The sequence below is a fragment of the Sphingosinicella sp. genome, from assembly GCF_041916975.1.
In the GTDB taxonomy this organism is placed as follows: Bacteria; Pseudomonadota; Alphaproteobacteria; order Sphingomonadales; family Sphingomonadaceae; genus Sphingosinicella.
Genome location: NZ_JAYRYK010000001.1, coordinates 3,977,042 through 4,000,678 on the forward strand (window position 1 = coordinate 3,977,042; position 23,637 = coordinate 4,000,678).

The 23,637-nt window shown below is 64.7% G+C and carries 20 protein-coding genes; 12 read left to right on the forward strand and 8 right to left on the reverse strand.

Features of this window, described 5'->3' with window-relative positions; translation table 11 throughout:
• The first annotated feature begins 108 nt into the window (after positions 1-108).
• The 5 genes from mdh (at position 109) to odhB (ending at position 7,324) form a co-directional block, all read left to right on the forward strand.
• On the forward strand, positions 109-1,071 hold the full coding sequence (gene mdh / locus ACE3TJ_RS18680) for a malate dehydrogenase (RefSeq protein ID WP_374598908.1): 963 nt from the start codon (positions 109-111) through the stop codon (positions 1,069-1,071).
• 9 nt (positions 1,072-1,080) lie between these two features.
• Positions 1,081-2,280 carry an ADP-forming succinate--CoA ligase subunit beta gene (gene sucC, locus ACE3TJ_RS18685; protein WP_374598910.1) on the forward strand — a complete coding sequence of 400 codons (1,200 nt, stop codon included), beginning with the start codon at positions 1,081-1,083 and terminating at the stop codon, positions 2,278-2,280.
• 4 nt (positions 2,281-2,284) lie between these two features.
• Positions 2,285-3,160 carry a succinate--CoA ligase subunit alpha gene (gene sucD / locus ACE3TJ_RS18690; protein ID WP_374598912.1) on the forward strand — a complete coding sequence of 292 codons (876 nt, stop codon included), beginning with the start codon at positions 2,285-2,287 and terminating at the stop codon, positions 3,158-3,160.
• A gap of 96 nt (positions 3,161-3,256) precedes the next feature.
• Positions 3,257-6,145, forward strand: coding sequence for a 2-oxoglutarate dehydrogenase E1 component (locus ACE3TJ_RS18695; RefSeq protein ID WP_374598914.1), 2,889 nt, complete (start codon positions 3,257-3,259; stop codon positions 6,143-6,145).
• Positions 6,146-6,154: 9 nt separating this feature from the next.
• A complete protein-coding gene (gene odhB, locus ACE3TJ_RS18700; protein ID WP_374598916.1) occupies positions 6,155-7,324 on the forward strand; it encodes a 2-oxoglutarate dehydrogenase complex dihydrolipoyllysine-residue succinyltransferase in 1,170 nt (389 codons plus the stop codon).
• A 3-nt stretch (positions 7,325-7,327) separates the two neighbouring features.
• Here odhB and ACE3TJ_RS18705 read toward each other — a convergent pair whose 3' ends face one another.
• Positions 7,328-8,122: a putative 2OG-Fe(II) oxygenase gene (locus ACE3TJ_RS18705; protein ID WP_374598917.1), complete on the reverse strand. Its 795-nt coding sequence runs from the start codon at positions 8,120-8,122 to the stop codon at positions 7,328-7,330.
• Between the two features lie 140 nt (positions 8,123-8,262).
• Here ACE3TJ_RS18705 and lpdA point away from each other — a divergent pair, with 140 nt between their 5' ends.
• Complete coding sequence (lpdA, locus tag ACE3TJ_RS18710; protein WP_374598919.1) at positions 8,263-9,657, forward strand: dihydrolipoyl dehydrogenase; 1,395 nt, start codon at positions 8,263-8,265, stop codon at positions 9,655-9,657.
• Positions 9,658-9,695: 38 nt separating this feature from the next.
• On the opposite strand, the gene ACE3TJ_RS18715 is transcribed toward lpdA, so the two are convergent.
• Together ACE3TJ_RS18715 and sppA are read right to left on the reverse strand one after the other, a co-directional pair.
• On the reverse strand, positions 9,696-9,989 hold the full coding sequence (locus tag ACE3TJ_RS18715) for a hypothetical protein (RefSeq protein WP_374598921.1): 294 nt from the start codon (positions 9,987-9,989) through the stop codon (positions 9,696-9,698).
• 183 nt (positions 9,990-10,172) lie between these two features.
• A complete protein-coding gene (gene sppA / locus ACE3TJ_RS18720; protein ID WP_374598923.1) occupies positions 10,173-12,053 on the reverse strand; it encodes a signal peptide peptidase SppA in 1,881 nt (626 codons plus the stop codon).
• A 198-nt stretch (positions 12,054-12,251) separates the two neighbouring features.
• Between sppA and groES the strand changes: the two genes are divergently transcribed.
• Entirely contained in the window at positions 12,252-12,539 is a 288-nt protein-coding gene (groES, locus tag ACE3TJ_RS18725; RefSeq protein WP_121048033.1) for a co-chaperone GroES, read from the forward strand.
• Positions 12,540-12,585: 46 nt separating this feature from the next.
• Positions 12,586-14,229, forward strand: a complete 1,644-nt coding sequence (gene groL, locus ACE3TJ_RS18730) for a chaperonin GroEL (protein ID WP_121048034.1) — start codon at positions 12,586-12,588, stop codon at positions 14,227-14,229.
• A 149-nt stretch (positions 14,230-14,378) separates the two neighbouring features.
• Here the strand turns inward: groL and ACE3TJ_RS18735 are convergent, their stop codons facing one another.
• The gene (locus tag ACE3TJ_RS18735; RefSeq protein WP_374598926.1) at positions 14,379-14,684 is read right to left on the reverse strand and encodes a hypothetical protein; all 306 of its coding nucleotides are present in this window, start codon (positions 14,682-14,684) and stop codon (positions 14,379-14,381) included.
• Between the two features lie 338 nt (positions 14,685-15,022).
• Complete coding sequence (locus ACE3TJ_RS18740; protein WP_374598928.1) at positions 15,023-15,904, reverse strand: VacJ family lipoprotein; 882 nt, start codon at positions 15,902-15,904, stop codon at positions 15,023-15,025.
• 115 nt (positions 15,905-16,019) lie between these two features.
• Here ACE3TJ_RS18740 and ACE3TJ_RS18745 point away from each other — a divergent pair, with 115 nt between their 5' ends.
• The 4 genes from ACE3TJ_RS18745 to metH are packed head-to-tail and all read left to right on the forward strand — an operon-like array spanning position 16,020 to position 21,547.
• Complete coding sequence (locus ACE3TJ_RS18745) at positions 16,020-16,967, forward strand: ArsR/SmtB family transcription factor (protein ID WP_374598930.1); 948 nt, start codon at positions 16,020-16,022, stop codon at positions 16,965-16,967.
• Positions 16,964-17,881, forward strand: coding sequence for a methylenetetrahydrofolate reductase (gene metF, locus ACE3TJ_RS18750; RefSeq protein WP_374598931.1), 918 nt, complete (start codon positions 16,964-16,966; stop codon positions 17,879-17,881). The genes ACE3TJ_RS18745 and metF overlap by 4 nt, the downstream gene beginning before the upstream one ends.
• Positions 17,878-18,924, forward strand: coding sequence for a homocysteine S-methyltransferase family protein (locus ACE3TJ_RS18755; protein WP_374598933.1), 1,047 nt, complete (start codon positions 17,878-17,880; stop codon positions 18,922-18,924). Before metF ends, ACE3TJ_RS18755 begins: the two co-directional genes overlap by 4 nt.
• A gap of 10 nt (positions 18,925-18,934) precedes the next feature.
• Positions 18,935-21,547, forward strand: a complete 2,613-nt coding sequence (metH, locus tag ACE3TJ_RS18760) for a methionine synthase (protein WP_374598935.1) — start codon at positions 18,935-18,937, stop codon at positions 21,545-21,547.
• 100 nt (positions 21,548-21,647) lie between these two features.
• On the opposite strand, the gene ACE3TJ_RS18765 is transcribed toward metH, so the two are convergent.
• From ACE3TJ_RS18765 to ACE3TJ_RS18775, 3 genes are all read right to left on the reverse strand, one after another.
• On the reverse strand, positions 21,648-21,884 hold the full coding sequence (locus tag ACE3TJ_RS18765) for a hypothetical protein (protein ID WP_374598937.1): 237 nt from the start codon (positions 21,882-21,884) through the stop codon (positions 21,648-21,650).
• Positions 21,885-22,035: 151 nt separating this feature from the next.
• Positions 22,036-22,752 carry an arginyltransferase gene (locus ACE3TJ_RS18770; protein WP_374598939.1) on the reverse strand — a complete coding sequence of 239 codons (717 nt, stop codon included), beginning with the start codon at positions 22,750-22,752 and terminating at the stop codon, positions 22,036-22,038.
• 45 nt (positions 22,753-22,797) lie between these two features.
• On the reverse strand, positions 22,798-23,634 hold the full coding sequence (locus ACE3TJ_RS18775; RefSeq protein WP_374598941.1) for a flagellar motor protein MotB: 837 nt from the start codon (positions 23,632-23,634) through the stop codon (positions 22,798-22,800).
• Positions 23,635-23,637: the final 3 nt, after the last annotated feature.

A 23,637-nucleotide genomic window follows, 5' to 3' on the forward strand; every position in this document is an offset into this window, starting at 1 on the left:
CGGATTTTTACGAACGGTTGCAGCGCCGCGAATCAGGGGCTATCGGGATCGCGTTTTCGCCGGTCGTCCGGCCGGCGTTCCACGCATTGCCCTCAGTGAGAGAGACCCATGGCACGCAATAAAATTGCTCTGATCGGCGCCGGGATGATCGGCGGCACCCTCGCACATCTCGTCGGAATGAAGGAACTGGGCGACGTTGTCCTGTTCGACATCGCGGACGGTATGCCCAAGGGCAAGGCGCTCGACCTCGCGCAGTCGGCTCCGGTTGAAGGCTTCGACGCGCGCCTGAAGGGCACCAGCGACTACGCCGACATCGCGGGCGCGGACGTCTGCATCGTCACCGCCGGCGTGCCGCGCAAGCCCGGCATGAGCCGCGACGACCTGCTCGGCATCAACCTCAAGGTCATGAAGGCTGTGGGCGAGGGCATCAAGGCGCACGCGCCGAACGCCTTCGTGATCTGCATCACCAACCCGCTCGACGCGATGGTCTGGGCGCTGCGCGAGTTCTCGGGCCTCCCCGCGAACAAGGTCGTCGGCATGGCCGGCGTGCTCGACTCGGCGCGCTTCCGCCACTTCCTCGCCGAGGAGTTCAACGTGTCGGTCGAGGATGTCACCGCCTTCGTGCTCGGCGGCCACGGCGACACGATGGTGCCGGTGGTCGAATATTCGACCGTCGCGGGCATTCCGGTGCCGGACCTCATCAAGATGGGTTGGTCGACGCAGGAGAAGATCGACGCGATCGTGGCGCGCACGCGCTCGGGCGGCGGCGAGATCGTCGGCCTGCTCGGCAACGGCTCGGCCTACTACGCGCCGGCCTCCTCGGCGATCGCGATGGCCGACTCCTACCTCAAGGACAAGCGGCGCCTGCTGCCGTGTGCGGCGTTCCTTTCGGGCGAATACGGCATCAAGGACCTGTATGTCGGCGTGCCGATCGTCATCGGCGCGAACGGCGTCGAGAAGATCGTGGAGATCGAGCTGAAGGGCGAGGCCAAGGCCAACTTCGACGTGTCGGTGAACGCGGTGAAGGAACTGATGGACGCCTGCCGCAACCTCGACAGCTCGCTGAAATAAGGATCGCTGATGAACATCCACGAGTATCAAGCCAAGCAGCTGCTGGCGAAGTTCGGCGCGCCGATCTCGGCCGGTTTCCCGGCGTTCACGGCTGATGAGGCCGAGGCGGCGGCGAAGCAGCTTCCCGGACCCGTCTATGTCGTGAAGTCCCAGATCCACGCCGGTGGGCGCGGCAAGGGCCGCTTCAACGGCCTCGGCGCGGACGCCAAGGGCGGCGTGCGTGTCGTGAAGTCGGTCGAAGAGGTGAAGTCGAACGCCGCCGAAATGCTTGGTCGCGTGCTCGTGACGCACCAGACAGGCGATGCCGGCAAGCAGGTGAACCGCCTCTATATCGAAGCGGGCGCGCCGATCGCCAAGGAATACTACCTCTCGCTGCTCGTGGACCGCGCCGTCGGCCGCGTCGCCTTCGTGGTCTCCACCGAAGGCGGCATGGACATCGAGGAAGTCGCCGAGCACACGCCCGAGAAGATCCACACCATCCGTATCGATCCGGCCTCGGGCTTCATGCCCCACCACGGCCGCGGCGTCGCGGCGGCGCTGAAGCTGGAGGGCGATCTCGCCAAGCAGGCGGCGAAGCTCGCGCAGCAGCTCTACACGGCGTTCAAGACCACCGATGCCTCGCTGCTCGAGATCAACCCGCTCGTCGAGACGACGGACGGCAAGCTGCTCGTGCTCGATGCCAAGATGGGCTTCGACGGCAACGCGCTGTTCCGCCATCCGGACATCCTCGAACTCCGCGACCTCACCGAAGAGGACGCGATGGAGATCGAGGCGTCGAAGTACGACCTCGCCTACGTGAAGCTGGACGGCAACATCGGCTGCATGGTGAACGGCGCGGGCCTCGCCATGGCGACGATGGACATCATCAAGCTGAACGGCGCCGAGCCCGCCAACTTCCTCGACGTCGGCGGTGGCGCCACGAAGGAGAAGGTGACGGCGGCGTTCAAGATCATCCTCAACGACCCGGCGGTCGAGGGCATCCTCGTCAACATCTTCGGCGGCATCATGCGCTGCGACATCATCGCGGAAGGCATCGTTGCGGCGGCACGCGAGGTGAACCTTTCGGTTCCGCTCGTCGTTCGCCTTGAAGGCACGAACGTCGAACTCGGCAAGCAGATCCTTGCCGACAGCGGCCTGCCGATCGTCAGCGCCGACAACCTCGGCGACGCGGCGAAGAAGATCGTGGCGCAAGTGAAGAAGGCGGCCTGACCCCATGAGCATTCTCATCAACAAGAACACCAAGGTTCTGTGTCAGGGCCTCACTGGCGCGACCGCGACGTTCCACACTGAAGCCGCGATTGCTTACGGCACCAAGATGGTCGGCGGCGTGGTTCCGGGCAAAGGCGGGCAGGAGCATCTCGGTCTCCCCGTGTTCGGCACGATGCGCGAGGCGATGGACGTGACGAAGGCGGACGCCAGCGTCGTCTACGTGCCGCCGGCGTTCGCGGCGGACTCGATACTCGAAGCCATCGAGGCGGAAGTGCCGCTCATCATCTGCATCACCGAGGGCATTCCGGTGCTCGACATGGTGCCGGTGAAGCGCGCTCTCTCGGGCTCCAAGTCGCGGCTGATCGGCCCGAACTGCCCCGGCGTGCTGACGCCGGACGAGTGCAAGATCGGCATCATGCCGGGCTCCATCTTCAAGAAGGGTTCTGTCGGCGTTGTCTCCCGCTCCGGCACGCTCACGTATGAAGCGGTGCACCAGACGACGGCGGTCGGCCTCGGCCAGACCAGCGCGGTCGGCATCGGCGGCGATCCGGTGAACGGCACCAACTTCATCGACGTGCTGGACTTGTTCCTGAACGACCCCGACACGAAATCCATCATCATGATCGGTGAAATCGGCGGCTCGGCCGAAGAAGACGCGGCCGAGTTCCTGAAATCGCACCCGATCAAGAAGCCGATGGTGGGCTTCATCGCGGGCCGCACCGCCCCGAAGGGACGCACCATGGGCCACGCCGGTGCCATCGTTTCGGGCGGCAAGGGCGGCGCAGAGGACAAGATCAAGGCTATGGAATCGGCGGGTATCGTCGTTTCCCCGAGCCCGTCCGAACTCGGCACCACGCTCGCGAAGGTGCTCGGGCACTAAGGCATCACGAAATTGTCAAGTTTTTAGGTGCTTTTTAGGAAGGTCCTGCGTAGGGAGGCGCGCAGGACCCTCCGCACGCCAGGAATGACAGGAACCATGGGTTTCGAAGGCCAGCCTCCCTCCGTTCTCGAAGGCGTTTCCGCCTCGTTCGTTGAATCTCTTTATCGCCAGTATTCAGCCAATCCGGCGTCGGTCGACCCGGAATGGCAGCGGCACTTCGCGGGATTGGAAAGCGTTGCTTCCGGCCCGTCGTGGCAGCGCAAGGGCTGGCCGGATACCACGACCGACGACCTGACGGCGGCGCTCGACCCGATGCAGATGACGCCGGAGCCGAAAGCACCGGCGGCGAAGAAGGGCGGGGCTGTCGCAGCGCCGTCCGTCGAAGCGATCCGGCAGGCCGCGGACGATGCGATCCGCGCGATGACGCTGATCCGCACCTACCGCGTGCGCGGGCACCTTGCGGCGCAGCTCGATCCGCTCGGACTTGCCGAGCGTCCGTTCCCCGAGGAGCTGACCCCCGAATATCATGGTTTCACGGGCGATGCGCTGAACCGCAGCGTGTATCTCGGCGGCGTGATGGGTTTCGAGGAAACGACGATCACGGCGCTCGTCGCGGTGCTGAAGCACAATTACTGCGAGCATGTCGGCGTCGAATACATGCACATCAACGATCTGGAGGAGCGCCGCTTCATCCAGGAGCGGATCGAAGGCCGGAATGCCGAGATCCACTTCACGGATGCGGGCAAGAAGGCGATCCTCAACAAGATCATCGAAGCCGAACAGTTCGAGAGTTTCCTTGGCCGCAAGTACGTCGGCACCAAGCGCTTCGGCCTTGATGGCGGCGAGGCGATGGCGCCTGCGCTCGAAAGCGTCATCAAGTACGCGGGCGCCGGCGGCGTGAAGGAAATCGTGATCGGCATGGCGCACCGCGGGCGCCTGAACGTGCTCGCGAACGTGATGCAGAAGCCTTTTCAGGCGATCTTCCACGAGTTCGCCGGCGGTTCCTCGAACCCCGACGACGTCGGCGGATCGGGCGACGTGAAGTATCACCTCGGCACGTCCACGGACCGCGATTTCGACGGTCACCCCGTCCATCTGTCGCTGACGCCGAACCCTTCGCACCTCGAAGCCGTGAACCCGGTCGTGCTTGGCAAGGTGCGTGCGGCGCAGGCGCTGCGCGGTGATGTGGAGCGCGACGAGGTGCTGCCGCTGCTGCTGCACGGCGACGCCGCATTCGCGGGGCAGGGCATCATCGCCGAGTGTCTCGGCTTCTCGGGGCTCGACGGCTACAACACCGGCGGCACCGTCCACTTCATCATCAACAACCAGATCGGCTTCACGACGAGCCCGCAGTTCGCGCGCTCCTCGCCCTATCCTTCGGACGTGGCGCGCATGGTGCAGGCGCCGATCTTCCACGTGAACGGCGACGATCCCGAAGCCGTGACCTTCGCCACGAAGGTCGCCACCGAGTTTCGCCAGAAGTTCAACCGCGATGTCGTGATCGACATGTGGTGCTATCGCCGCTTCGGCCACAACGAGGGCGATGAGCCGGGCTTCACGCAGCCGCTGATGTACAAGGTCATCAAGGGCAAGCCGAAGGTCAGCGCCGTTTATGCCGAGCGCCTGATCGCCGAGGGCGTGATCGACGAGGCCTGGGTGGATGGTGCGACGAACGCCTATGTCGACCGGCTCGACAAGGATTTCGAGGCGGCGCCGAGCTACAAGCCGAACAAGGCGGACTGGTTCGAGGGGCGCTGGGAAGGGCTCGGCCGTCCGGCGGACCCCGAAACCGCGCGCCGATCGGCGGACACCGGCGTGCCGATGGACCGCATCGATGCGGTGACGAAGGTGCTGACCACCGTTCCCGAAGGGTTCTCGATCCACCCGACGCTGAAGCGCGTCGTCGCCGCGCGCGGCGAAACGATCGCTGCGGGCGAGGGCATCGACTGGGCAACCGCTGAAGCACTCGCTTTCGGCACGCTGCTGCAGGACGGTTTCGGCGTGCGGCTTTCGGGCCAGGATTCCGGGCGCGGTACGTTCAGCCAGCGCCATGCCGTGTGGGTCGATCAGAAGACCGGCAGCAAATACATCCCGCTGCAGGACATGGACCCGCGCTTCAAGGTGTTCGACTCGCCGCTCAGCGAGTTCGGCGTGCTCGGCTTCGAATACGGTTATGCGCTTACCGACCCGAAGACGCTCGTGCTGTGGGAAGCGCAGTTCGGCGATTTCGCGAACGGCGCGCAGGTGATCATCGACCAGTTCATCGCGAGCGGAGAGATCAAGTGGCTGCGGGCGAACGGCCTCGTCATGCTGCTGCCGCACGGCTATGAAGGGCAGGGGCCGGAGCACTCGTCGGCGCGTCTGGAGCGCTATCTCCAGCTCTGCGCCGAAGACAACATGCAGGTTTGCAACATCACGACGCCCGCGAACTACTACCATGTTCTGCGACGCCAGATGCTGCGTCCGTTCAGGAAGCCGCTCATCATCATGACGCCGAAGTCGCTGCTTCGGCACAAGTCGGCGGTGTCGCGGATCGAGGAGTTCAGCGGCGATTCGCACTTCATGCGCATCAAGTCGGACACGAACCCGCCGGCGGACGACAAGATCGAACGGCTCGTGCTCTGCTCGGGCAAGGTCTATTACGACCTCGCCGACGCGCGCGATGCGGCGGGCGACAAGTCCACCTCGATCGTTCGTATCGAGCAGATTTATCCGTTCCCGCTCGAAGCGCTTGTGGTTCGCCTGAAGCGGATGAAAAAGCTGAAGACGGTCGTGTGGGCTCAGGAAGAGCCGAAGAACGCCGGTAGCTGGAGCTTCGTGCGCCAGTATCTGGAGTGCGCGCTCAAGGAAGCCGGGGTGAAGACTGAGCCGGTTTACGCGGGCCGCGCCGCCGCCGCCGCGACCGCGACCGGTCTTGCCAAGCGGCACGCCGCCGAACAGAAAAAGCTCGTGGCGCAGGCGCTCGGCCACGATATCGAAGGTTGAGGAGAGATCATGGCTATCGACGTCGTTATTCCCGCGCTTGGTGAATCGATCACCGAGGCCACTGTCGGCGAATGGCTGAAGAAGCCCGGCGAGGCCGTGAAGGCGGATGAGCCGATCGTGAGCCTCGAGACCGACAAGGTCGCCGTCGAAGTGCCCGCGCCGTCCGCGGGCGTGCTCTCGGAGCAGCTCGCCGCTGTTGGCGATACCGTGAATGTCGGTGCCGTGATCGCGCGTCTCGAAGCGGGCGGCGCGGCCGCCGCGCCCGCGAAAGCCGCAGCTCCGAAGGCTGCAGCGCCTGCCAAGGCCCCCGCGCCTGCCGAAGCCAAGCAGTCTCCCGCCGTCACCGTGGCGCTCGCCGAAACCGGCGTCGATGCCGCGAACGTGCAGGGCACGGGCAAGGACGGACGCCTCACCAAGGCCGATGTGCGCAGCGCCGCGACAGCCCCGGCGCCCGCCGCCGCTGCGCCTGCCGCAGGCGCGCGTCAGGAAGAGCGCGTGCGCATGACGCGCCTGCGCCAGACAATCGCGCGCCGCCTCAAGGAAGCGCAGAACACCGCCGCGATGCTTACCACCTTCAACGACGTCGACATGACGGCGGTGATGGAAGCGCGCGACCGCTACAAGGACATGTTCGAGAAGAAGCACGGCGTCCGCCTCGGCTTCATGAGCTTCTTCACCAAGGCATGTTGCCTTGCGCTGAAGGACGTGCCCTCGGTGAATGCCGCGATCGAAGGCGACGAGATCGTCTATCGCAACTACGCCGACATCGGCGTCGCGGTCAGCTCGCCGGGCGGCCTCGTCGTGCCGATCCTGCGCAATGCTGATGCGCTTTCCTTCGCGGAGACCGAGAAGGCGATCGGCGACTTCGGCCGCCGCGCGCGCGACGGCCAGCTCAAGATCGAAGAACTGCAGGGCGGTACCTTCACGATCTCGAACGGCGGCGTGTTCGGCTCGCTGCTCTCGACGCCGATCCTCAACCCGCCGCAGTCGGGCGTGCTCGGGATGCACCGCATCGAGGAGCGTCCGGTGGTGCGGGACGGCCAGATCGTCGTGCGCCCGATGATGTACCTCGCGCTCAGCTACGATCACCGTCTGATCGATGGCCGCGAGGCGGTGACCTTTCTCGTCCGCGTCAAGGAAGCGCTGGAAGATCCGACCCGGCTTGTTCTGGACCTCTAAGGTCTAAGAAGCTTCGTCCACATCGATATCGAAGCCCGGCGGAAGGCCTGTCGGGCTTTGATCCCAGCTGCCGCGCAGGCGCGCCAGCGGGCGCATCAGCCATGGCATGTTGCGCCACATGAAGCCGGGACGGTGCGTCCAGTAGCGCGAGCGTTCGAGCCACGGGCTGTGGAAGTTCATGGCGATCGAAACGCGCTCGCCGTCGCCCTCCTGGGGCTCCACGCGGTGCGAAACCCACGAAGGCCACATCAGCATCTCGCCGTCCGAAGGCGCGTAGCGGAAGCTGCGCCGCGATGCGGACTGCAAGGTCTGCACGCCGCTCCAGAGGTCTTCGAAGACGATCGCGCCGCCTTGGTCCGCGGCCGACGGCGCGCCCGATACGTAGTAGCAGGCGGACCAGTTCCAGTTGAGCATCACGTGATCGTGTGCCTGGTTGTAGGCGCCGGGCGGATTGACGTTGGCCCAGCCGTCCATGCGCCATTGCTGCGGGGCCGGTTGCTGTTCACCCTGCCGCCACTGCGCTGTCGCGTCCGTGGCACGCGCGGCTGCCCAGCGCGTCAACATCTGCGTCGCGCGGTCCTGCCAGCCGGGCAGGTCGCGCTTCGAGTGCCAGCCGCCGATGTTGGTGCGCTTCATGCCTTTGGAGGCGCGACGGCGTTTTTCGATCGCGGCAAGGATCTCCGCCTGCCAGTATTCGGCCTCTTCCCAGCGGAAAATCAGCAGCGGCGCTGCGAACAGGTTGACCTGACTCGCGACGTTCGAGGCCGAACTGCGATTGATGAACTCGATACGTGTCACGCCGGCTGAACACCCCCCTTGCGACTCGATGAAATTCGTTTCGCAGGCATTATCATTTCATGTTCGCTTCTAAATCGCCACCCACTGCGGTAAGAGCGGCACGAATCCGTGACTCCCACATAGAACAGGCAAGGTTGACGATGGCTGAAGAGTTCGACGTGATCGTGATCGGTGCAGGCCCCGGCGGCTATGTCGCCGCCATTCGGGCTGCGCAGAATGGGCTCAAGGTGGCCTGTGTCGAAAGCCGCGAAACGCTGGGCGGAACCTGCCTCAACGTCGGTTGTATTCCCTCGAAGGCGCTCCTCCACGCCTCGGAACTCTATGCGCACGCGGCAGACGGCAGCCTTGCGAAGTTCGGCGTTGAAACCGCGGGCGTGAAGCTGAACCTGAACGCCATGCTGGACGAGAAGCTCGCAGCAGTGAAGGGGCTGACCGACGGCGTCGCCTTCCTGTTCAAGAAGAACAAGGTGACGTGGCTGAAGGGTCTTGCGCGGTTCACGGGCAAGAACAGCATCGACGTCGGCGGAACGGCGTATACGGCGAAGTCGATCGTGATCGCGACGGGCTCCTCGGTGACGCCGCTGCCGGGTGTCGAGATCGACCAGAAGGTCGTCGTCGATTCCACGGGCGCGCTGTCGCTGCCTAAGGTGCCGAAGCACCTGGTTGTCATCGGCGGGGGCGTGATCGGTCTCGAGCTCGGCTCGGTGTGGATGCGCCTCGGCGCCAAGGTCACGGTCGTGGAATATCTCGATCAGATCCTTCCCGGCATGGACGGCGACGTGCGCAAGGACATGGCGCGCCTTCTGAAGAAGCAGGGCATGGAGTTCCGCACGGGCACCAAGGTGACGGGCGTGAAGGTCGCCAAGGGCACAGCCGCGGTGACGGTGGAGCCTGCGGCGGGCGGCACGGCGGAAACGCTGGAAGCGGACGCAGTGCTCGTTTCCATCGGTCGCCGTCCGAACACCGAAGGCCTCGATCTCGACAAGGCGGGCGTGGCGCTGAATGCGCGCGGCCAGATCGAGGTCGGCCATAAGTTTGAAACCGCTGTAGACGGCATCTATGCGATTGGTGACGTGACGCCGGGGCCGATGCTTGCGCACAAGGCGGAAGACGAAGGCGTCGCGGTTGCGGATTTCCTGGCGGGCCGTGTCGGCTATGTGAACCACGACGTGATCCCCGCGGTCGTCTACACGATGCCGGAGGCGGCGAGCGTCGGGAAGACCGAGGACGAGCTGAAAGCGGCGGGTGTCACGGTCAAGGTCGGCAAGTTCCCGTTCGCGGGCAACAGCCGCGCCAAGACCAATCGCGACACGGACGGCTTCGTGAAGGTGATCGCAGACGCGGCCACCGACCGCGTGCTTGGCGTTCACATCGTCGGAAGCTTGGCCGGCACGATGATCGCGCAGGCCGCGCAGGCGATGGAGTTCGGGGCTTCAAGCGAGGATATCGCGCTCACCTGCCACGCACACCCGACGCATTCGGAAGCGCTGAAGGAAGCGGCGATGGCCGTGGAAGGCAAAGCTATCCACGTCTGATCCCGGCAGGTCTGATCCTGGTTTGACGGCGGCTCGCTTCAGCGCAGCGAAAGCGCTGGTTGCTTGCGGTTGTCTCGCTGCGTTTCGGCTGCGCTCCGCCACGCATCCTTGCGGCGTTCGGCGAGGCAGATCGAATGCTCGACGCTGCCCTGCCGTTCATTGCGGCAGCTTTGTCTGACGTTTTCATCGATACGGGTGTGTACGCCCGGGTCGGCGAGATGCGCCGTCTGATCTTTAGCGGCAGCTTTGGCCGGGAAACCGGTGAGCAGGAAAGCTGCGACCACCGGCACCAGCATCACCGTGCCAACGGTTATGCGTAGAGACTGGCTCACGTCCTCTGTCCTCGTCCATTCTTACCCAGCCCCTCGCGGCACGATCCCCGCATCTGCGGCCTCATACGCCAGAACAGCTCCGTAATATTGTACGGATTCGACAAACATCTTCCTAATATCGACGAAAATGTCACACTGTGGCACGGGGCATACAGAAGAGCCGCTGCGGCCGAGGGCTCCCGATCAGTGAAACAGCCACTTCAACCACGTGGGCGGCGGTGTCTTCGCCACTGCCGACACGGGGCGCAATCCCGTGCAAGCGATGCAGCGTGCCTGCATCGAGGGGCCGGAGGCGATGGCGCTGGTTTCCGCGAGCATCGACAGGCTCCTGAACTGCTGCACGCGCGCGAGGCGCGTGAGCGCATCGGGCGGCGCGGTTTCGCCTTTGTCGCTGCTGAACAGGCTATTCAGCACTTGCAGCGGGATCGGCGGCGCGACCTCGACATCCACGGTCCGGACCTTGCCCGGCTGCAACCCGGCGCGCTTCGCAGCGGCATCGGCCGCGGCATCGAGGCCGCCGAAATGGTCGACGAGCTTCAGTTGCCGCGCCGTGCCGCCGTCCCACACGCGCCCTTGGCCGATGGCGTTGACGCGCTCGACGGGAAGTTTCCGCGCCGCGCCGACGATCCGCATGAAGCGGGCGTACATATCCTCTACCGAGGCCTGCAGCAGCGCGCCGACTTCGGGCGTGATGCCATCGAGCACGTCGGGTGCGCCCGAGAAGGGCGTGCTCTTCACGCCGTCGGCGTTGATGCCGAGTTCGGTGAGCGTGCGCTGGAAGGTCGGGATGATCGCGAACACGCCGATCGAGCCGGTGATCGTGGAGGGCTGCGCATAAATCTCGTCGGCCGCTGTCGCGATCCAGTAGCCGCCGCTCGCCGCAACTGGACCGAACGAGGCGACGACGGGCAGGCCCTGCGACTTCGCGGTCATCAACGCCTCGCGAATCTGCTCCGAGGCCGTGACCGAGCCGCCGGGGGAATCGATACGCACGACGAGCGCCTTGATGCTGTCGTCGGTCAGCGCCTCGTCGATAAGGCCTGCGATGGTCTGCCCGCCTGCCGTGCCGGACGGCGCCTCGCCGTCGACGATCTCACCGGAGACATAGACGATACCGACGGCATCACCGCCGCCCATCGACCCTGCACCGCTATGTGCATAGTGATAGTCGGCAAGCGCGATGCCGTTGAAGCCGCCCGGCGCGCCATCGTCTCCGCTTCCCACGACCTTCGCGAGCATCTCGCCGAACGCGACGCGCGTGCCGATGTGATCGACCATGCCGCCCTTGAGCGCGGCCTGCGCGAAGCCGCCGCCCGACGCGGAGAGCAGGCGGGGGAGGGACTGCATGTAGGTGCGGACATCGGCGCTTTTACGGCGCGTCGAGACGTCCGTCATCCAGGTTTCCCAGAGGCTGTCGACGAGCGCCTGATCGGCGGCCTTCGCCTCGGGCGAGCCTTCGGTGCGCGTGAAGGGCTCGACCGCCGACTTGAAGGTGCCCACACGGAACACGTTGACGTCGACTTTCAGCTTGTCGAGCGCGTCCTTGAAATAGAGGCCCGACCCGCCGGGGCCGGTGAGCAGCACCGCGCCGAGGGGCGCGAGCCATACCTCATCGGCGTGCGCGGCGAGGTAGTAGCCGTCGTCAAGGTAAGCGGAGGAGAAGGCGTAGACCTTCTTGCCGCTGGTTTTGAACGCGGTGAGCGCGGAGCCGATCGACTGCAGGTTCGCAAGGCCGCCGCCCCAGAAGCCATCAAGATCGAGGACCAGCGTTTTGACACGCTTGTCCTTCGCGGCCGCGTTGATAGCGTGGATCACATCCGCAGCCTCGGTCTCGCCGGGGAGGCTGGGGCCGCCCGTCAGCATCGCGAGCGGATCGGGGTCCGTGGCCTGATCGACGACATAGCCGTCGATATTGAGCACGAGCGCGCCGCCTTCCGGCACGTTGACCGGGGCCGAACCTTGCCTGAGCGCGAGGAACGCAAACAGCAGCAGCAACAGGAAAAGGAGCGCCAGCGCATCCTTGACGCCAACCAGAAATCGCCAGAAACCGCGCAGGATCGCCATGGTGCTTCCTTAAATGGGCTGAGCCGGTGTAGCGGCAAGGGGCTTGAAGGCCAAGGATAGCCCCCACCGGGTTACAAAAAAATTCTCATGGCCACCGTTGACACCCCAGGGGGTGGGGCACATATCCCATCGCGTTGGCACTCACTGCGTGTGAGTGCTAATATCCGAATTCGAAACTTGAACGAGAGGGTGACACGAATGGGCTTCCGTCCTCTGCACGATCGCGTGCTGGTCCGCCGCATCGAGGCTGACGAAAAGACCGCCGGGGGTATTATCATCCCGGATACCGCCAAGGAAAAGCCGCAGGAAGGCGAAGTCGTCGCCGCCGGCGCTGGCGCCAAGAACGAAGAGGGCAAGGTTTCGCCGCTCGACGTGAAGGCGGGTGACCGCATTCTGTTCGGCAAGTGGTCGGGCACCGAAGTCAAGGTCAACGGCGAAGACCTGCTCATCATGAAGGAAAGCGACATTCTCGGCATCGTCAGCTGAGAACGCGCTTTTTTCGTTTCAGATCCCAGGGAAAGGGTAGTCAATCATGGCAGCCAAAGACGTAAAATTCGGCCGCGACGCGCGTGAGCGCATCCTTCGCGGCGTGGATATCCTCGCCGATGCGGTGAAGGTCACGCTGGGGCCGAAGGGCCGCAACGTCGTCATCGACAAGAGCTTCGGCGCTCCGCGCATCACCAAGGACGGTGTGACGGTCGCTAAGGAAATCGAGCTCAAGGACAAGTTCGAGAACATGGGCGCGCAGATGCTGCGCGAAGTGGCCTCGAAGACCAACGACATCGCCGGCGACGGCACGACCACCGCAACGGTGCTCGCCCAGTCGATCGTCCGTGAGGGCATGAAGTCGGTCGCGGCCGGCATGAACCCGATGGACCTGAAGCGCGGTATCGATCTCGCTGTCGGCAAGGTCATCGAGAACCTCGCTTCGCGCTCCAAGGCGGTCGCGGGCTCCGACGAGATCGCCCAGGTCGGCACGATTTCGGCGAACGGCGACACCGAAGTCGGCAAGATGATCGCGGAAGCGATGGAGAAGGTCGGCAAGGAAGGCGTGATCACCGTCGAGGAAGCCAAGGGCCTCACCAGCGAGCTGGAGACGGTCGAAGGCATGCAGTTCGACCGTGGTTACCTGTCTCCGTACTTCATCACGAACCCGGAGAAGATGCAGGTCGAACTCGACAATCCGCACATCCTGATTCACGAAAAGAAGCTTTCGAACCTTCAGGCCATGCTGCCGATCCTTGAAGCCGTGGTGCAGAGCGGTCGTCCGCTCCTCATCATCGCCGAGGACATCGAGGGTGAAGCGCTTGCGACGCTCGTCGTCAACAAGCTGCGCGGCGGCCTCAAGGTCGCGGCTGTGAAGGCGCCGGGCTTCGGCGATCGCCGCAAGGCGATGCTGGAGGACATCGCGATCCTGACCAACGGTCAGATGATCAGCGAAGACCTTGGCATCAAGCTCGAAAACGTCACGCTCGGCATGCTTGGTCAGGCCAAGAAGGTCACGATCGACAAGGACAACACCACGATCGTCGATGGTGCCGGTGACGGTGAGCAGATCAAGGGCCGTGTCGAGCAGATCCGTGCCCAGATCGAGACGACGACCAGCGATTACGACCGCGAGAAGCTCCAGGAGCGCCTTGCCAAGCTCGCCGGCGGCGTTGCCGTGATCAAGGTCGGTGGTGCCACCGAAGTCGAGGTGAAGGAGAAGAAGGACCGCGTCGACGACGCGCTGCACGCCACGCGCGCGGCCGTTGAAGAGGGTATCGTCCCTGGTGGCGGTACGGCGCTCCTCTACGCGACCAAGGCGATCGAAGGCCTCTCGGGTGCCAACGACGACCAGACCCGCGGCATCGACATCATCCGCCGCGCGCTGCAGGCGCCGGTTCGTCAGATCGCGCAGAATGCCGGTCATGATGGTGCCGTCATCGCGGGCAAGCTGATCGACGCCAAGGATGAGAAGCTCGGCTTCAACGCGCAGACCGACACCTACGAAGACCTGGTGAAGGCCGGTGTCGTCGATCCGACGAAGGTCGTGCGTACCGCGCTGCAGGATGCTGCGTCGGTCGCTGGCCTGCTCATCACCACCGAGGCGACGATCGCCGAGCTGCCGGAAGACAAGCCTGCGCCTGCCGGCATGCCGGGTGGCATGGGCGGCATGGGCGGCATGGACTTCTAAGTCCAGCCATCCACAGTCAAAGGAAAGGCCGTCGGGGCGACCCGGCGGCCTTTTTCTTTTCCATCACCAATCCAAATCGATGACGGACAAAAAGAAACGGGCCGCATCCGAAGATGCGGCCCGTTCTTTTTCCGAACTGTCAGTAAAGCTTACTGAGCAGCTTCTTCGGTCGTCGCAGCAGCGGCGTCCGCAGCAGCGTCGGCAGCGCCGGCAGCAGCGTCGGCGGCACCGGCAGCGGCGTCAGCAGCGCCGGCAGCGGCGTCGGCCGTCGCGTCAGCAGTCGCTTCCATCGCAGCGTCGGTCTCGGCGACAGCGGCATCAGCAGCAGCAGCAGCGTCTTCAGCCGCGGCATCCGCGGTCGCGTCGGCGGCTTCTTCGGTCTTCTCGCTGCAAGCGGCGAGGCCGAGGCCGGCGACGAGCGCGAGAGCTGCGAAACCCTTGGTAACATTGCGCATCGACTTGTTCCCCTAGAACAGTTTGTATTGACCCTGCGCCCAATAATGGGAGCGGCGCGGATTGTCACGGAAAACCTTGTCTGTGGGAAGAGTTTTGATGCCGCTGTGCAAAATATTTTTGTGAAGAACTTCCGCGATCCGCCGCCTGCTTCATGAGTGCGGGCTTAATGTCTTGTAAAACAATAGATATTCTTCACGGCGGCAATGCGCGCGAGGCGCCGGCCGATCCGGCCCACGTGTGGCGGACGCCGTCCGAAATGCCGCAGGTATCGGATTCGGCAGGATAAATTCCGTATGAGAAGACTGGCCGGCGCGATTCGCGGTCGGCATCCACACCCCTACGGCGTGACGGTTTCGGCCTTGGGCTCGTCCGCTTCAGATTCGGGTGCAGGTGCTTCGTCTGCAGCGGGTACGGGGCTATCCGCGGGATCGGACGCCGCAACATTTTCACTGGGCACGGCCCCGGACGGGGTCTCTTCGTCGAAGGTCGGCGTGAAATTGTCTTCCGGCGGATCGCCATCGTAGATATCGCTGAGGCGCTGTTGGAGATAGGCGGCGCGGACCGTCGCATATTCGTCGAGCGCCGTGGCGAGCAGTGGGTCCGCAGTATCGATGAGGCGCGAGCGCAGATCGATCGCCTCGCCGGCGGTGACGCCGATCCGCTCGGTGCCATTGAGGCCCGCAACATGCTTCTGGAATTTCGGCCACGGGTCCGTCACCGAATCGACGCCGAAGCCGACGGTGTCGCGAAGCGTCGAGGGGCCGAGCAGGGGGAGCATGATATAGGGCCCGGAGCCGACGCCCCACGCTGCGAGCGTCTGGCCGAAATCCTCTTCCTGCTTGGGAAGGCCCATCTCGGTGGCGTGATCGAAGAGGCCGGCGACGCCGAACGTCGAGTTGATCATGAAACGGTCGACGGCGCGGAAGGCCACCTTGAACTTGCCCTGCAGCACGGCGTTGATGAACGACAGCGGCTCGTCGACATTGTCGAGCGCGTTCGAGACGCCGCGGCGTGCGATGCCGGGGACGACGGCACGGTAGCCCTGCGTCACCGGCTTGATGACCGCCGTGTCGACGCCCTTGTTGAACGAATAGATCGCCCGGTTGGTCTTTTCGAACCGGTCCAGTTCCGCTTCCGAAACGCCTCCCGGCGTCGTTACGCAGCCGGCCAGAAGCGGTGCGGCGATCAGGGCGGTGAAAGACAAGATGCGAGCGGACATAGGGCTTCCCGGATAACGCTGGGCGACAAGGCGCGGAACGTAGAGTTCCCCGATAGGGCGTGACAACGTATTTCGTTCATTGACCACATATAAAGATATCTTTATATCCCTTTTTATGCAGCCTGCGCTCGACCTTTTCCGTGCTCTCGCCGATCCGTCAAGGCTTCGGATCATGGCGCTCGTGCGGTCGATGGAGTTGTCGATCGGTGAACTGGCCGAGGTGCTGGGGCAATCGCAGCCGCGTGTTTCGCGGCATGTGCGCATTCTCGCTGAGGCGGGGCTTCTCGTGCGGCACAAGGAAGGCGCATGGGTTTTCCTGCGGATCGAAGGCGCGGGGCTCGCGGGCGAGGTCGGCGCGCTTCTGGATCGTATGCTGGACGGCAGTGCTGCCGTCGCCGCCGACGCGCGGCGGCTCGACGAGATTCGTGCGCGCCGCGTTGCGGAAATGCACAGCTATTTCGATGCCCATGCCGAGGGCTGGGACGGCATTCGTTCGATGCACGTCTCCGATGGCGAGGTCGAGGCCGCGATCCTGCGCGCGCTTGCGGCGCGGCCCGTGGGCTATCTGCTCGATATCGGCACGGGAACGGGGCGGATGCTTGAACTGCTCGCGCCCGGATCGCAGGGCGCGGTCGGCGTCGATCGCAGTGCGGACATGCTCCGCGTCGCGCGCGGCAAGCTGGAAGCGGCTCGGCTCGGGCACTGCGAGGTGCGGCAGGCCGATATGTATGCGCTGCCGCAGGCGGACGGCAGCATCGATACCGTGCTGCTGCACCAGGTTCTGCACTATGCGGACAATCCCGCGGCCGCGATCACCGAGGCGGGGCGCGTGCTCGCGCCGGGCGGGCGACTGCTCGTGATCGATTTCGCGCCGCACACGCTTGAGGAACTGCGTTCGAATCACGCGCACACGCGCCTTGGTTTCGCCGACGAGGCGGTGCTCGGCTGGATGCGCGAAAGCGGTCTTGAAGGCCGTGTTGTTGATCATCTGAAAGGGGGCACGTTGACCGTCAGCATCTGGCTTGGGGAAAAGGCCCCGCTCGCGAAAAGGAAAGCGGCATGATCCTGACGCTCGACCAGATGACGGAAGCGCAGAACGCCGTCCGCCAGCCTTTGTTCGCGGATCTGCGCGGCGACATTGCCGTCTCGTTCGAATTCTTCCCGCCGAAAACGGAGAAGATGGAGGAGACGCTGTGGGATTCGATCAAGACGCTTGAGCCGCTTGAGCCGCGTTTCGTCTCCGTCACATACGGTGCGGGTGGTTCGACGCGCGAACGCACGCACGCCACGGTTTCGCGCCTCGTGCGCGAAACGACGCTGACGCCCGCCGCGCATCTGACCTGCGTCGACGCCTCACGCGGCGAGATTGACGATGTCGCGCGTGCCTATTGGGACGCGGGCGTTCGCCATATCGTCGCGCTGCGCGGTGATCCGCCGCGCGCGGGCGAACGATTCGTGCCGCATCCAGACGGATACGAGAACGCCGCCGCGCTCGTCGCGGGGCTTCGCCGCGTCGCGGATTTCGAGATCAGCGTTGCCGCCTATCCGGAAATGCACCCTGAAGCCGCGAGCATCGCGCAGGATCTCGACAATCTGAAGCGCAAGCTGGACGCGGGCGCACACCGCGCGATCACGCAGTTCTTCTTCGAGCCCGAAACCTATTTCCGCTTCCGCGACAACGCCGCCGCCGCCGGGCTGAACGCCGAGATCGTGCCGGGCATCCTGCCGGTCAGCAATTTCGCGCAGACGAAACGCATGGCGGAGATGTGCGGCACAGCGATTCCGGGGTGGATGGGACGACTGTTCGACGGCCTTGAGGAACGGCCCGCCGCGCGCGGTCTCGTCGCCGCCACGGTTGCCGCCGAATTCTGCCGCCGCCTGTATGCGGGTGGTGTTCGCGAATTCCATTTCTACACATTGAATCGTGCGGATCTCAGCTATGCGATCTGCCATATGCTCGGAAAGCGCGCGGCATGACGAATGCAGCGGAAAGACTTCGCGCGGAAGCCGCAAAGCGCATCCTGATCAACGACGGCGCGTTCGGCACGGCGATCCAGACCTATGGGCTGGATGAGGCGGCCTATCGCGGCAATTACGATCTCGGCCACGATCAGAAGGGCAACAACGATCTTCTGGTCTTGACCCGCCCCGACATCGTGCGCGCGATCACGCGCGGCTATGCCGATGCGGGCGCGGACATTCTTGCGACCAACACGTTCAACGCCAACCGGATCAGCCAGGCGGATTACGGCGCCGAGCACCTGGTCGCGGAGATGAACCACGCCGCTGCACGCATCGCGCGCGAGGAAGCGGATGCCGCGACCGCGCGGGACGGAAAGCCCCGGTTTGTCGCGGGTGCCATCGGGCCGACGAACAAGACGCTGTCGCTGTCACCCGATGTGAACGACCCCGGTTTCCGGGCGGTGTCGTTCGACGAGGTGAAAGACGTTTACAAGGAACAGGCCGAAGCCCTGCTCGATGCGGGCTCGGATTTCATCCTCATTGAAACGATCTTCGACACGCTGAACGCCAAGGCCGCGATCATGGGCATCATCGAACTCGGCGAAACGCGCGGCGAGCGTATCCCGATGATGATCTCGATGACGATCACCGACATGTCGGGCCGCAATCTTTCGGGCCATTCGGTCGAGGCGTTCTGGTACGCCGTGCGCCATGCCGAGCCGGTGACGATCGGGCTCAACTGCTCTTTCGGCGCGAAGGAACTTCGCCCGCACGTGCAGGCGCTCTCCCGCATCGCCGATACGCTGGTGATGGTCTATCCGAACGCGGGGCTCCCGAACGAACTCGGCCAGTACGACGAAGCGCCGGATACGACAGGCGGCATGATCCACGAATGGGCGGAGTCCGGGCTCATCAACATCGTCGGCGGCTGCTGCGGCACGACCGCCGCACACATCGCGGCGATGGCGAAAGCCGTGGAGGGCCTGCCGCCCCGCGCCATTCCGCACCCCGAACCGGCGATGCACCTCGCTGGGCTCGACGCTTTCACACTCGCCTGAACTGAACATCATGACAGACAACACCGCGCGCTTTGTGAATATCGGCGAGCGCACCAATGTTACCGGCTCGGCGAAGTTCAAGAAGCTGATCATGGCGGGCGACTACACAACCGCCATCGAGGTCGCGCGCGATCAGGTGGAGAACGGCGCGCAGATCATCGACGTCAATATGGACGAGGGCCTGCTCGATTCAGAACAGGCGATGGAGACCTATCTGAAGTTGCTCGCGGCCGAGCCCGATATCAGCCGCGTGCCGGTGATGATCGACAGCTCGAAATGGAGCGTGATCGAGGCGGGCCTTAAGTGCGTGACCGGCAAGCCGATCGTGAATTCGATCAGCATGAAGGAAGGCGAGGAAGCTTTCCTTGAGGCGGCGCGGAAAGTACGCGCTTATGGTGCCGCCGCCGTCGTGATGGCGTTCGACGAGGTGGGGCAGGCGGATACCGCTGCGCGCAAGGTCGAGATTTGCGAGCGCGCGTACAAGCTGCTCACCGCGAACGGATTCCCACCTGAGGATATCATCTTCGACCCTAACATCTTCGCTGTGGCGACAGGGATCGAGGAGCACAACAACTACGGCGTCGATTTCATCGAGGCGACGCGTGAAATCCGGAAGCGCTGTCCGTACGTGCATATTTCCGGCGGGCTTTCAAATCTCTCGTTCAGCTTCCGGGGCAACGAGCCCGTGCGCCGGGCGATGCACAGCGTATTCCTCTTTCATGCCATTCCGGCGGGCATGGACATGGCGATCGTCAACGCGGGGCAACTCGACGTTTACGACACGATCGATCCCGAACTCCGCGAGGCATGCGAGGACGTGGTGCTCAACCGCCGCCCGGATGCGACCGAGCGCCTGCTGGAGATCGCCGAGCGATTCCGTGGCGGTGTCGGCCAGGCGGCGGAAAAGGCAACCGAGGAATGGCGGACGCTGCCGGTGCAGAAGCGCCTTGAACATGCGCTGGTGAAGGGCCTCGACGCGCATGTGATCGACGACACCGAGGAAGCGCGGCAGCAGTTCGCGCGTCCGATCGAGGTGATCGAAGGTCCGCTGATGGCGGGCATGTCCGTGGTCGGCGACCTGTTCGGTTCGGGCAAGATGTTCCTGCCGCAGGTGGTGAAATCGGCGCGCGTGATGAAGAAGGCGGTGGCACATCTCATTCCGTTCATCGAGGCGGAGAAGGACGAGGGATCGCGTGCCAAGGGTCGTATCGTGATGGCGACCGTGAAGGGCGACGTTCACGATATCGGCAAGAACATCGTCGGCGTCGTGCTCCAGTGCAACAATTTCGAGGTCATCGACCTTGGCGTGATGGTGCCGTTCCAGACCATTCTGAAAACCGCGCGTGAACAAAACGCCGACATGATCGGCCTTTCGGGCCTGATCACACCGTCGCTCGACGAGATGGTGACGGTCGCGGCCGAGATGGAGCGCGAGGGGTTCACGATGCCGCTGCTGATCGGCGGCGCGACGACGAGCCGCGTGCATACCGCGCTCAAGATCGAACCGGTCTATTCGGGGCCGACGCTGCATGTTCTCGATGCGAGCCGCGCCGTCGGCGTGGCGAGCGCGCTCACCTCCGACAACATGAAGGGCAAGCTCGTCGACGAGACGCGCGCCGAATACGCGATGATCCGCGAGGAGCGTGCGAGCCGGGGCGAAGGCAGGCTGGTGAGCATCGCCGACGCGCGCGCGAACGGTTTTCCGGCCGATTTCTCGGCGCATCCGCCGGTGAAGCCCGCCACCTCGGGCACCCGCGTGATCGACGATGTGACGGTGGACACGCTGATCCCGTACATCGACTGGACGCCGTTTTTCCGCGCATGGGAACTCGCTGGCAACTACCCCGCCATTCTCGATGACGAGATTGTCGGCGAAAGTGCGCGGTCGCTGTTCGCGGACGCCGAGAAGATGCTCGCGCAGATCGCGGGCGAACGCTGGCTTACCGCGCGCGGTGTCGTCGGCTTCTGGCCGGTGCGGCGCGAGGGCGACGATGTCGTTGTGTTCTCGGATGAGAGCCGCACGAACGCGATCGGCCGCTTCGCCATGCTTCGCCAGCAGATTGAGAAGCGCGCGGGCCGCCATAACATGTGCCTTGCCGATTTCATCTCGCCGGAGGCGGACTGGATCGGCGGTTTCGCGGTGACGGGCGGGGAGGGGATCGACCTTCATTCCGAACGCTTCCGCCGCGCGCATGACGATTATTCGGACATCATGCTGAAGGCGCTCGCCGATCGTCTCGCCGAAGCCTTTGCCGAATATCTCCACGAGCGCGTGCGTCGCGAACTCTGGGGCTATGCGCCCGACGAGCGGCTGACGAACGAAGAGCTGATCAAGGAACGCTACATGGGCATCCGCCCGGCGCCTGGCTATCCGGCCTGCCCGGATCATACGCTGAAGCCCGAACTCTTCCGCCTGCTCGGCGCAACGGCGGCGACCGGCATCATGCTCACGGAAGGGCTTGCAATGCTTCCCACCGCGAGTGTTTCCGGCTTCTATTTCGCGCATCCGGAGTCGTCGTATTTCGGTGTCGCGCGGATCGGGCGCGATCAGCTCGAGGATTACGCGGCGCGGCGCGGCGTTCCTGTCGAGGAAGCGGAACGCTGGCTTCGGCCGAACCTGTAGCCATGAAAAACGCCGGCGGATCACGTGATCCACCGGCGCATCCAGGGCATACGGAGAGGGAGAACGCTGCCGGATCAACGTCCGGCGTCGCAGGCTTCCGTTACTGAGCGTCGGGCTTGCCGTCGCCGTCAGCATCGACCGCATCGGGTTTGCCGTCGCCGTTCGTATCCCACGCATCGGCCTTGCCGTCGCCATTCGTATCCCACGCATCGGGCTTGCCGTCGCCGTTGGTGTCGATCGTCGGCGGCGCGTCTGCGCTCTGGGCAAAGGCCACTGCAGGAACGCCCGCTACCATCACGGCGCCGAGCGCCGCCCCAAGGAGCTTTTCGATTTTCATTTCAATCACCTTCGTCTGTCCGGTTCGCCCCCCGGCACGGCAAAGGTTGGCCGGACCCTGCGGTGAGACAACAGCCACGGCGATGAAATGCCCCGGCGGACGGACGGGAACGGCGTTCCGTTCGGCCTGCCGCGTTTTCGGCACAGCTCGTTCAGGCGAAGGTTTCGGAGGCCTCCACGGATTTCCATCCGCGCGTCGTGAGTCGTTCGATCGGACGGAAGCGGGTCTTGTAGCTCATGCGCTCGCAGCCCTCGATCCAGTAGCCGAGGTATACGTAATCGAGCGCGGCGGCGGCGGCCTGCCGGATGTGGTCCATGATGATGAAGGTGCCGAGGCCCGAGCGCGTGGGGTGTGCGGGATCGAAGAAGCTGTAGACCATCGAAAGCCCGTCCGCCTGCCGATCGGTGAGGCAGCAGCCGATGAGGCGTCCCTGCCGACCGTCCACCATCGGCTCGCGATACTCGATGATGAGCGTGTTGACCGGCGTCTGCTCGACCATCTCCGCATAGTCGTACGCGTCCATGCGCGTCATGCCGCCTTCGGGGTGGCGCTGGCCGAGGTAGGCGCGGAGCAGATCGAACTGCTCGGGCGTTGTCCACGGCTCGCAGATGCTGACCTCGATATCGTCGTTGCGGCGCAGGATGCGGCGCTGCGTCTGGCTTGGGGCGAAGCGCTGCGCGAGGACGCGCACGGAAACGCAGGCGTTGCAGCCCTCGCAGCTCGGTCGGTAGACGACGTTCTGGCTGCGCCGGAAGCCGATGCGCGACAGCGCCTCATTGAGCTCCACTGCGTCTTCGCCGCGCAGCTCCGTGAAGACCTTGCGCTCCAGCTTGCCCGGCAGATAGGGGCAGGGGCTTGGCGCTGTCACGAAAAATCGCGGGAATCGGAACGTTTGGTCAGTCACGGCTGCGAATTATGGTGCGATGTTGCCGGTTTGGGAAGGCATCGCCTGCACGGCTCGTCGCCCAGCGCTGGGAGCGAGCGCGGGTGGTTCATCGAGCAGGATGATGGTGATGCGCCGGTTCTCGGGCCGGGCAGGGGCATCGGGCAGCAGTGGCTGGCTCGCGGCACGGCCCGTCACGGCGGCGAAGCGGTCCGCTGGGACGCCGCCAGCCGCAAGGATGTCGCGCACGGCAATCGCGCGGCGCGCGGATAGCTGCCAATCATCTCCTTCGCCTGCGCTGTCGGTGTGCCCTTCGACGGCGATGCGGTTCGGCAGGGTGCCGATGCGTGCCGCGACGGTGCGGAATGCGTCGGGCGCCAGCGGCACGGCGCTGCCCTCCGCGAACATCGGGCGGAGGGCGGTGTCGGTGAGCTGGATGTGGACGCCGTCCGCGGCCGGTTCGAGGAGGACGTTGTCGGCAAGTGGCGCTAAGTCCGGGTCGGCGGCAAAGGCCGTGCGGATGTCGCGGAGCAGGGCGTCGGCGCGGGCGCGGGTCTTGTCGCTGGGCGCGAGCGAGACGGGCTCTGGGCCGCCGCTCGCGAACGCGACATCGCCTTCGGCGGCCGCACCGGCTGCGGGCGCTGCGACAGAGGGGGTGAAGTAGTCGGCGATGCCCTGGAGCGAGACTTTCTCCGAACTCGATATGAGCCAGAGCAGCATGAAGAAGGCCATCATCGCGGTGGCGAAGTCGGCGTAGGCGACCTTCCACTGCACGTTCACCGGCCGGACGCCGCGCGGCGTCTGTCGCGCGCGCCGCCGGATGACGGGACGCGCGTTCGCGGCGGGACGGAGGTGACGACTGGCCATTGC

Excerpts from the sequence above, each read along its gene's own strand:
- mdh (WP_374598908.1), top strand. The coding sequence starts at position 109 with ATGGCACGCAATAAAATTGCTCTGATCGGCGCCGGGATGATCGGCGGC.
- sucC (WP_374598910.1), top strand. The coding sequence starts at position 1,081 with ATGAACATCCACGAGTATCAAGCCAAGCAGCTGCTGGCGAAGTTCGGC.
- sucD (WP_374598912.1), top strand. The coding sequence starts at position 2,285 with ATGAGCATTCTCATCAACAAGAACACCAAGGTTCTGTGTCAGGGCCTC.
- ACE3TJ_RS18695 (WP_374598914.1), top strand. The coding sequence starts at position 3,257 with ATGGGTTTCGAAGGCCAGCCTCCCTCCGTTCTCGAAGGCGTTTCCGCC.
- odhB (WP_374598916.1), top strand. The coding sequence starts at position 6,155 with ATGGCTATCGACGTCGTTATTCCCGCGCTTGGTGAATCGATCACCGAG.
- lpdA (WP_374598919.1), top strand. The coding sequence starts at position 8,263 with ATGGCTGAAGAGTTCGACGTGATCGTGATCGGTGCAGGCCCCGGCGGC.
- sppA (WP_374598923.1), bottom strand. The coding sequence starts at position 12,053 with ATGGCGATCCTGCGCGGTTTCTGGCGATTTCTGGTTGGCGTCAAGGAT.
- groES (WP_121048033.1), top strand. The coding sequence starts at position 12,252 with ATGGGCTTCCGTCCTCTGCACGATCGCGTGCTGGTCCGCCGCATCGAG.
- groL (WP_121048034.1), top strand. The coding sequence starts at position 12,586 with ATGGCAGCCAAAGACGTAAAATTCGGCCGCGACGCGCGTGAGCGCATC.
- ACE3TJ_RS18735 (WP_374598926.1), bottom strand. The coding sequence starts at position 14,684 with ATGCGCAATGTTACCAAGGGTTTCGCAGCTCTCGCGCTCGTCGCCGGC.
- ACE3TJ_RS18740 (WP_374598928.1), bottom strand. The coding sequence starts at position 15,904 with ATGTCCGCTCGCATCTTGTCTTTCACCGCCCTGATCGCCGCACCGCTT.
- ACE3TJ_RS18745 (WP_374598930.1), top strand. The coding sequence starts at position 16,020 with ATGCAGCCTGCGCTCGACCTTTTCCGTGCTCTCGCCGATCCGTCAAGG.
- metF (WP_374598931.1), top strand. The coding sequence starts at position 16,964 with ATGATCCTGACGCTCGACCAGATGACGGAAGCGCAGAACGCCGTCCGC.
- ACE3TJ_RS18755 (WP_374598933.1), top strand. The coding sequence starts at position 17,878 with ATGACGAATGCAGCGGAAAGACTTCGCGCGGAAGCCGCAAAGCGCATC.
- metH (WP_374598935.1), top strand. The coding sequence starts at position 18,935 with ATGACAGACAACACCGCGCGCTTTGTGAATATCGGCGAGCGCACCAAT.
- ACE3TJ_RS18765 (WP_374598937.1), bottom strand. The coding sequence starts at position 21,884 with ATGAAAATCGAAAAGCTCCTTGGGGCGGCGCTCGGCGCCGTGATGGTA.
- ACE3TJ_RS18775 (WP_374598941.1), bottom strand. The coding sequence starts at position 23,634 with ATGGCCAGTCGTCACCTCCGTCCCGCCGCGAACGCGCGTCCCGTCATC.